The organism is Promicromonospora kroppenstedtii DSM 19349, from assembly GCF_000515355.1.
GTDB lineage: Bacteria > Actinomycetota > Actinomycetes > Actinomycetales > Cellulomonadaceae > Promicromonospora > Promicromonospora kroppenstedtii.
The window spans coordinates 6,895-13,072 of the sequence record NZ_KI911577.1; the positions used below are offsets into that span (position 1 = coordinate 6,895).

Annotated in this window: 10 protein-coding genes; 1 reads left to right on the top strand and 9 read right to left on the bottom strand. The window is 68.7% G+C overall.

From position 1 onward, the window contains the following. Both PROKR_RS33440 and PROKR_RS01555 read right to left on the bottom strand, forming a co-directional pair. Window positions 1-244: hypothetical protein (locus PROKR_RS33440; protein WP_036959109.1), on the bottom strand; the 244-nt coding region annotated here is incomplete at its 3' end. 38 nt (window positions 245-282) lie between these two features. Then, complete coding sequence (locus PROKR_RS01555) at window positions 283-468, bottom strand: hypothetical protein (protein WP_036959110.1); 186 nt, start codon at window positions 466-468, stop codon at window positions 283-285. Between the two features lie 167 nt (window positions 469-635). On the opposite strand from PROKR_RS01555, the gene PROKR_RS32115 reads away from it, so the two are divergent. Next, window positions 636-833: a hypothetical protein gene (locus tag PROKR_RS32115; RefSeq protein WP_157601804.1), complete on the top strand. Its 198-nt coding sequence runs from the start codon at window positions 636-638 to the stop codon at window positions 831-833. 87 nt (window positions 834-920) lie between these two features. Here PROKR_RS32115 and PROKR_RS01565 read toward each other — a convergent pair whose 3' ends face one another. The 7 genes from PROKR_RS01565 to PROKR_RS01595 form a co-directional block, all read right to left on the bottom strand. Then, complete coding sequence (locus tag PROKR_RS01565) at window positions 921-1,334, bottom strand: hypothetical protein (protein WP_036959112.1); 414 nt, start codon at window positions 1,332-1,334, stop codon at window positions 921-923. A 606-nt stretch (window positions 1,335-1,940) separates the two neighbouring features. Beyond that, entirely contained in the window at window positions 1,941-2,225 is a 285-nt protein-coding gene (locus PROKR_RS32120; protein WP_157601805.1) for a hypothetical protein, read from the bottom strand. Beyond that, window positions 2,218-3,081 carry a hypothetical protein gene (locus PROKR_RS32125; protein WP_157601806.1) on the bottom strand — a complete coding sequence of 288 codons (864 nt, stop codon included), beginning with the start codon at window positions 3,079-3,081 and terminating at the stop codon, window positions 2,218-2,220. Before PROKR_RS32125 ends, PROKR_RS32120 begins: the two co-directional genes overlap by 8 nt. A gap of 65 nt (window positions 3,082-3,146) precedes the next feature. After that, window positions 3,147-4,253, bottom strand: a complete 1,107-nt coding sequence (locus PROKR_RS01585; RefSeq protein WP_036959117.1) for a hypothetical protein — start codon at window positions 4,251-4,253, stop codon at window positions 3,147-3,149. Window positions 4,254-4,389: 136 nt separating this feature from the next. Continuing rightward, window positions 4,390-4,530, bottom strand: a complete 141-nt coding sequence (locus PROKR_RS32130; RefSeq protein WP_157601807.1) for a hypothetical protein — start codon at window positions 4,528-4,530, stop codon at window positions 4,390-4,392. Between the two features lie 180 nt (window positions 4,531-4,710). Further along, complete coding sequence (locus tag PROKR_RS01590) at window positions 4,711-4,968, bottom strand: hypothetical protein (RefSeq protein WP_036959119.1); 258 nt, start codon at window positions 4,966-4,968, stop codon at window positions 4,711-4,713. A gap of 60 nt (window positions 4,969-5,028) precedes the next feature. Continuing rightward, entirely contained in the window at window positions 5,029-5,544 is a 516-nt protein-coding gene (locus tag PROKR_RS01595) for a hypothetical protein (protein WP_157601808.1), read from the bottom strand. Window positions 5,545-6,178: the final 634 nt, after the last annotated feature.

Genomic DNA, 6,178 nt, shown 5'->3' on the forward strand with positions numbered 1-6,178 from the left:
TCTGGCTCACTCCGAGGCCCCGCCGGACCTGTGCCGACACGAGCGGGGAGTCGGCCAGCAGCGCGAGGAGCGCTTCGAGCGCAGGCTCCAGGACAGGCGCGGGGAAGTAGCCGTAATCGCCCGTGTTGGGGATCTTGGCCGTGGCGTACACCGGGCCCTCCGCCGTCTGTAGCGTGAGCTCCACGACGTAGGTGTACAGGTCGCTCGTGTGTTCAGTGTCCGGTCGGGGGTCGGGGCAGACCATGCCATGCGGGCTCTCCCTTGGGGTTGAGGTCAGTGGAGTCAGAGGAGGTAGTTGATGGACGACAACGAGACGTTGACGCTCGCCGAGGTGCTGTGCCCGTTCATCTGAATCCGCCCGTCGTCAAGTACGCGGAGACGGGCGGCGACGGCTGTGCCTACGTAGAGGAAGCCGTCGCGGTAGGTCCCCGCCTCCGGACGGGCGGCGACCGATGTCGGGATCTGCACGGGGAACGTGTTGCCCGATGTCCCGGAGGTCCCGGCGGCCGTCCCTTGAAGTAGACGGCGTCCCCGATGCGGCGCACCGAGGGGCCGGGTTTCCCGCCTCTGCGGAGAACCCCGACAGGACCATCATTGCCACCCACCCGGTGTCGTACGCTGACGTAAACTTGCCCGTGGCGTCGAACTCCAGCGGCCCCCAGCGCCCCGACCCGTCGCCGCGGACCTCGAAGATCGACTTCGTTGAGTCCGACGGCATGGTCCGCGCCGAGCGCATACGCGCGGGCGTGGCGCCCGGGAAGTTGGACACCGACGGCGGGGCAGTGCCCGAGGTGACCAGGAGAGTTCCCCGGTCCCGGATCGCGCTGGTGTAGTTGACGGACTCCTGGAGCCACATCCCAGACCCGGAGGCAGGCGGTGCTGCTCCGGTCTTCCCGTAGATGCGGGAGATGTTCGGGTCGTCAGCGAGCCCCCGTGTAGGGGACCTGTGCCGGTGTGATGCGCACCCACGACTGCTTCAGCGGCTGGAAGGTGCGGATACCGCCGATCACGGTCTCGTGCGTGCCGCCGGAGGTCTGGCCGTCGTAGAACGTCTGAGCCAGGTGCCACGTGTCGAGGGCCGAGTCGGTCCACGTCATCGCCGAGTGGCGGTAGGCGCGGTTGTCCAGCCCGAGCGTACGGAAGCGGGACGTGGTCGGGTCCCACCAGCCGGTGGCCTTCGACGATGGCGGGCTCCACGTCTCGGCGGGCTGGTGTACGCCGGACGCGTTGTAGACGCGGAAGGTCGACGTGCCGTTGTACGAGACGATGAAGCGCGCCGAGCCGAAGTCTGCGGCGTCCGCATGAACGTCCAGGGCTGTTGGTGAGCTGACCACCGACGGGCGTGCCGCTGGACACAACGGTCTCGGCGATCGTCGTCCCGCCTACGGGCGTGCTCGTGTCCATGCGGTAGAACCGGGGCCCGCCGCTGAACGACTCGACTACCCAGACGTTGTTGCCGTCCATGGCGAGCTGCGGCTCGCGGGACGTGTTCTGGCGGATGTACTGCCGGAACCGGTTGGTCTGCGTGTAGTCGTAGATGTACCACTCATCGTTACCCTCCCAGCGGAGCATGAACCGCCACTCGCCGTCAGTGCCCACGGCGCCAGACGTCACATGCCAGTCAGACGGGAGATCCCACAGGTCGTTGAACGTGCCGCTCAGGTTCATGTACCACACACGCGCGCCACCGGTCGGGACCCGCTGTATGAACGCGAAGGCGTTCCAGGCCGGCACGTAGCTGGCGCCGCTAATGAGCGAGGCGTCGAGCCCGAAGGTACCGAGGCTGCCCGTGCGAGGCGTGGTGTCCTGCGTGACGTTCTCCCAGAAGGAGCCCACCTGCGGGGCCGCCGACGGGGGCGCGATCTGCTCGGCGAGCGAGATGACTGAGTCCTTCGCGAACTCGTTCAGCGTCGAGTAGAACGAAGCGCCGCCGGTCACTGTCAGGCCGTCGGCCTGCACCTCGCCGCGGAAGTAGGCGTCCTCGGAGGGTCGGTGGGCAGGTTGACGCGGGTCTCATCGGCGCTGTTGTAGAGCCGGAGACCGTTGGTATCCATCTCCACGCGCTGGCCGGCCTCCGCGGTAGTGATGCGGGAACCGAGGAGGAGCTCCCCGGCGAACGCCTCACCGGTGATAGAGCCGGCGCTGATCTGGTCGGCCGTCACAGAGTCGACGGCGAGCGCACGCGCGGTGATCGAGCCGTCGACCACGAGCGAGGCGTCAGCCATGGGTCGCATGCTGACGTCGGCGACCTCGAACACGGAACCCACGGCGCCCGACGTGTGGATCGAGACAGACAGCTTGTCGTACGTTGTCGGCACGGTGAGGGTGCCCGTTAGGGTCACCCACTCGCCGGCAACGGCGTCTGCGGCGTCGAGGTCCTCGGTCACGGTCGGCCAGAAGTTGGCCGAGCCTGCGCGGTAGAGTCCCGCGCGGATACGGAGAAGCCCGGCGGTGCCGGACACGAGACGAGCCCGCATCGTAAACCGGTAGCTCTGCCCCGTGCTCAACAGTCGTACCGCTCGCGGTCAGCTTGTACGCGTCATTCGTCGTGCCCTGGTCGGCCAACAGCGGCGTCACCCGCAGGACGTTTGTCGTGACGGCGTCGGGGCCGTCGGTCACGCTGACGACCGTCGAGTTGCCGCCGCTCCACCCGGCCGGCGCGCCCGTGCCGATGCCGAAGTCGGGGTTGATGAGGAGGTTCTCTGTGCTGGCGATGAGGAGCTTGTCCAGCGTCATCGACTTCGCGCGATGCGGGCAGCGGAGAGTGTGCCCGTAGTGACCTTCGCGGCGTCGAGCGTCGAGATGGTCGCGTTGGTGAGCGTCTGAGCGGCCCAGGTGTTGCCCGTGGGCGCGCCCCGTGCCGACCGTGCACAGGTACTGCGCGGTGATCGTCGAGCCGGAGCGCACCCAGAAGATGTCGCCGGGGCGGCCGGGCGTGGTGGACGTCGGCGCCGCGCTGCCGTAGGTGATCGTGTTCTTACCGTCGGCCGTGAGCTGCGCGGCGTCCGCGTCGCTCTGGGCCTCGGCAATGGCGTCGGTGACGGCCTCGTCGATGGCGGCACTCGGGACCTGCGCGGGCATGCCCGAGGCCTCCGGCCCGAGGGCCGAGGCGAAGGTCTCGTCGACCGAGTCCTTCGCGATGAGGGCTACGTGGTAGGTCGTCCCGTAGGCGAGCGTGGTCTCGGGGTGCCGAAGCTGCGCACGGTCATGGTGGTACCGGCCAGTTCGCCGGCGAGGGTCGCGGCGCTGGGGACTACGGGCGACGTCGCGGAGATGTGCACCTCGTAGACGACAGGGTTCGGGTGCACGACGCCGGCCCAGCGGAGCATGAGCGCGCCGAATCCGGGGGTGATCGTGGGGGCGCCCGGGGTGACGGGCTCCTCCGGCTCGGGGCCGCCCGACGGCGGGAGCGTCGAGGGGTCGATCACGGAGCCATCCATGACCGGGGCCTGCCCGATGATGTTCAGGACAACGAGCTCGTCGCCGCGGTACGCGAGCGCGACGGCCTCGCCGATGACGCCTGACTCGGGGTCGGGGTCGCGGATGCCCTCGGGGAGGTAGGGGATCAGGGCGTGGTCGACGGTCGCGACGAGCGAGTCGCCGGCCTGCTCGATGCCTTCGACGAGGATCTGCGCGAGCGTCTCGACGACGGGGGCCGACGTCGCGGCGTCCCAGACGTCAACGCGGGTGTCGATCTCCCACAGTGCGGCCGTGGGGGCGGCGAGGATGACCTCTCCCGACTCGTCGTCAGCGCTGGTGTACGTGACTACCTCGGCCCCGCCCAGGAGGAGGGCGCCGCCGTCCGGGTCGAAGTCGGCCGTGTCCTCGACGAGGAGCACGGTCGCTCCCGCGGGCGCCTCCTCGGCGAGCGTGCCGCCAAGGGGCACGGTGTTCACGGCGGCAACGCGCCCGGTGAGGTCGTACGTCATCGCTTGCCCCTTCGTCGAATGGTCTTCTTGCTGGGCGTGAGGCGCTTCAGGTAGCCGACCGGCAGTGGGCGGCGCACCGTTCGGCGCGAGCGGGATCGCGAACTTCCGGAGGCGGAACTTCAGCGTGAAGTCCGGCGTCTGGACGCTGACCATGTCGTCAGGGTCGAGATGCGGGACCGGGAGCGCGTCGAAGGAGACCTCCACGGCCTCGCGGATGCGCGATTCCAGGAGGCGTTCGGCGTACTCCTTCGCCGCGGCGTGGGAGCGGATCGAGGCGTTCTCCACCCGCTCGACCAGGTAGCGCGGCGCGCCTTCCCGGCCCATGCGGAACGGGGACAGGGGGGTGGCTCCGCGGGGCGACGACGGTCGCCGATACGGCGCCCATCTTCCCGTTCGGCGGCTGCCCCTTGACGGAGATCGTGTTCTTGACGTCCGCATCTGGTAGTTGATCGCGACTTCGCTAACGATGCTGCCGCCCGTGCCCCGGCTTGAAGACGTACTTCACGGCCCGGGAGTGGTTCCGCATCACGAGGATGCCGGCGCCGTTGTAGAAGAGCTGTTTGTCGATCGAGCGGGACAGGCTCCGGGCGGCGGACCACACCTGAGCGAAGCGGTCCAGGGACCGGGCCTTCGGCAGGGGTCAGGCGCTTGCCGTACGAGTTGCGGAAGTCCGGGATGGAGAAGCGGGTCTCGCCGGCGCGGCTGCTCATGAGCACGCGGATGGCGCCCACGACCGTCATCCCCTTGCGGAGCGTGATCGGGGTCCACACGGCGCCGAGAGCTAGTGCCTCCTTGCCCTGTGCTTCGACCGTGACCGTGACGCCTCCCGGGACAGCCCGGTCACGGGGCCCGTGAAGACCGTCGCGAAGACGTACCGGTCGAGCTCCTCGACGTGCACGCCGTAGCGAACGCGGATCATCCGGTCGGCGTAGATGGCGCCGTCGTCGGGGCTGTCGGTGTCGAAGTTCAGGGAGTGGCTCGGGTCGAGGAAGGTCAGGGTCGCGGACCGCGTGACCTCGGCGTCGGCATCGACGTTCACCTGCCCGTCAAGGAGCGTGTGCGAGACGGACGACAGGACGCGCCGTTCAGGGTCAGGACGTCAACGTCGATGCGCCGCGTGTGCGAGGAGCGGAGGGCCGCTTCGTACGCCCTCCGCTCCTCTGTGGTGAGCCCTAGAGTCATCATGTGGCGCGGGGCTCCTTACGGTCAGACGACGGCGTCGAAGGGGAGGTCCCCCACCTGCCAGAAGTCGAACGAGACGTTCTTGTAGACCTCGCCCGCGCGCGTCTTGGGGCGACGGGGAGATCGTGATGTTGCCGACCAGCGCCTCGAAGGACATGTCGCCGGCGATGAGCTGAACCGTCTGGTACGGCCGCTCCTTGATGGCGTAGAGGTCGGCCTCCATGGCTCGGAAGGTCTTCCCGAAGCCCGCCATGAGCGCGCCAGAGAGAGACCCCTCCAGGCCGCGCATGCCGTTCACGATGCGCACGGGCTGCGTCGAGCCGATCGGCGTGTAGACGCTGGCGTCGTCCTCCATCGACCACGTGCCCTCGTCGTTGCCCATGAGCGTGACGTTGATGTCGCGGTCCCGGTCGATGAGCCAGATACCCTCCACGGGCACGGCGTAGTAGACGTCCGGGTTGGTCGCCGACGTGCGCCCCGTTGACCACGGCGCGCACCTCGTAGCGGTGCGACCAGTTCGGCCGGGAGCCGTGCGAGCGGTAGCGGTAGGTCGTGCCGGAGACGTAGACGTCCTCGGCGTCGACCGTGCGGGAGATCCGGCCGTCGCGAAGGATCACGAACCGGTCCGGGGTCGTCGAGCGCTGCCACTCGATATCGACGGTCGGCGTCTGCCCGACCTGAGCGACGCTCAGTCCGGTCACGCCGCCTACTGCTACGTCGGTGTCGAGGTGGAAATCGGCCTGGGCCTGGGCGTAGGTGGGATCACCGGGGGTCGCTTCGCGGTTCTGGGAGTCCCAGACCCGCACCTTGACGCGGTAGGTCCAGTCATCGAAGAGGTACCCGCTCGGGATCGTCAGCGACGTCTCCGAACTCTGGCGCTCCTTCGAGTCGTAGACCGGCCGCGAGAGGTCCGTTACGTGGTAGACGAGCACGCGGTAGCGGACCTGCGTCCCGCCCGTCACCGACCAGATGATCGGGGGCGAGCTGTCGTAGGCAGCGCCAGCGCCGAGGTTCGAGATCGTGACTGTCGGCTTGACTCGGCGGGTCAGTGGGGACGGCTCGGACCA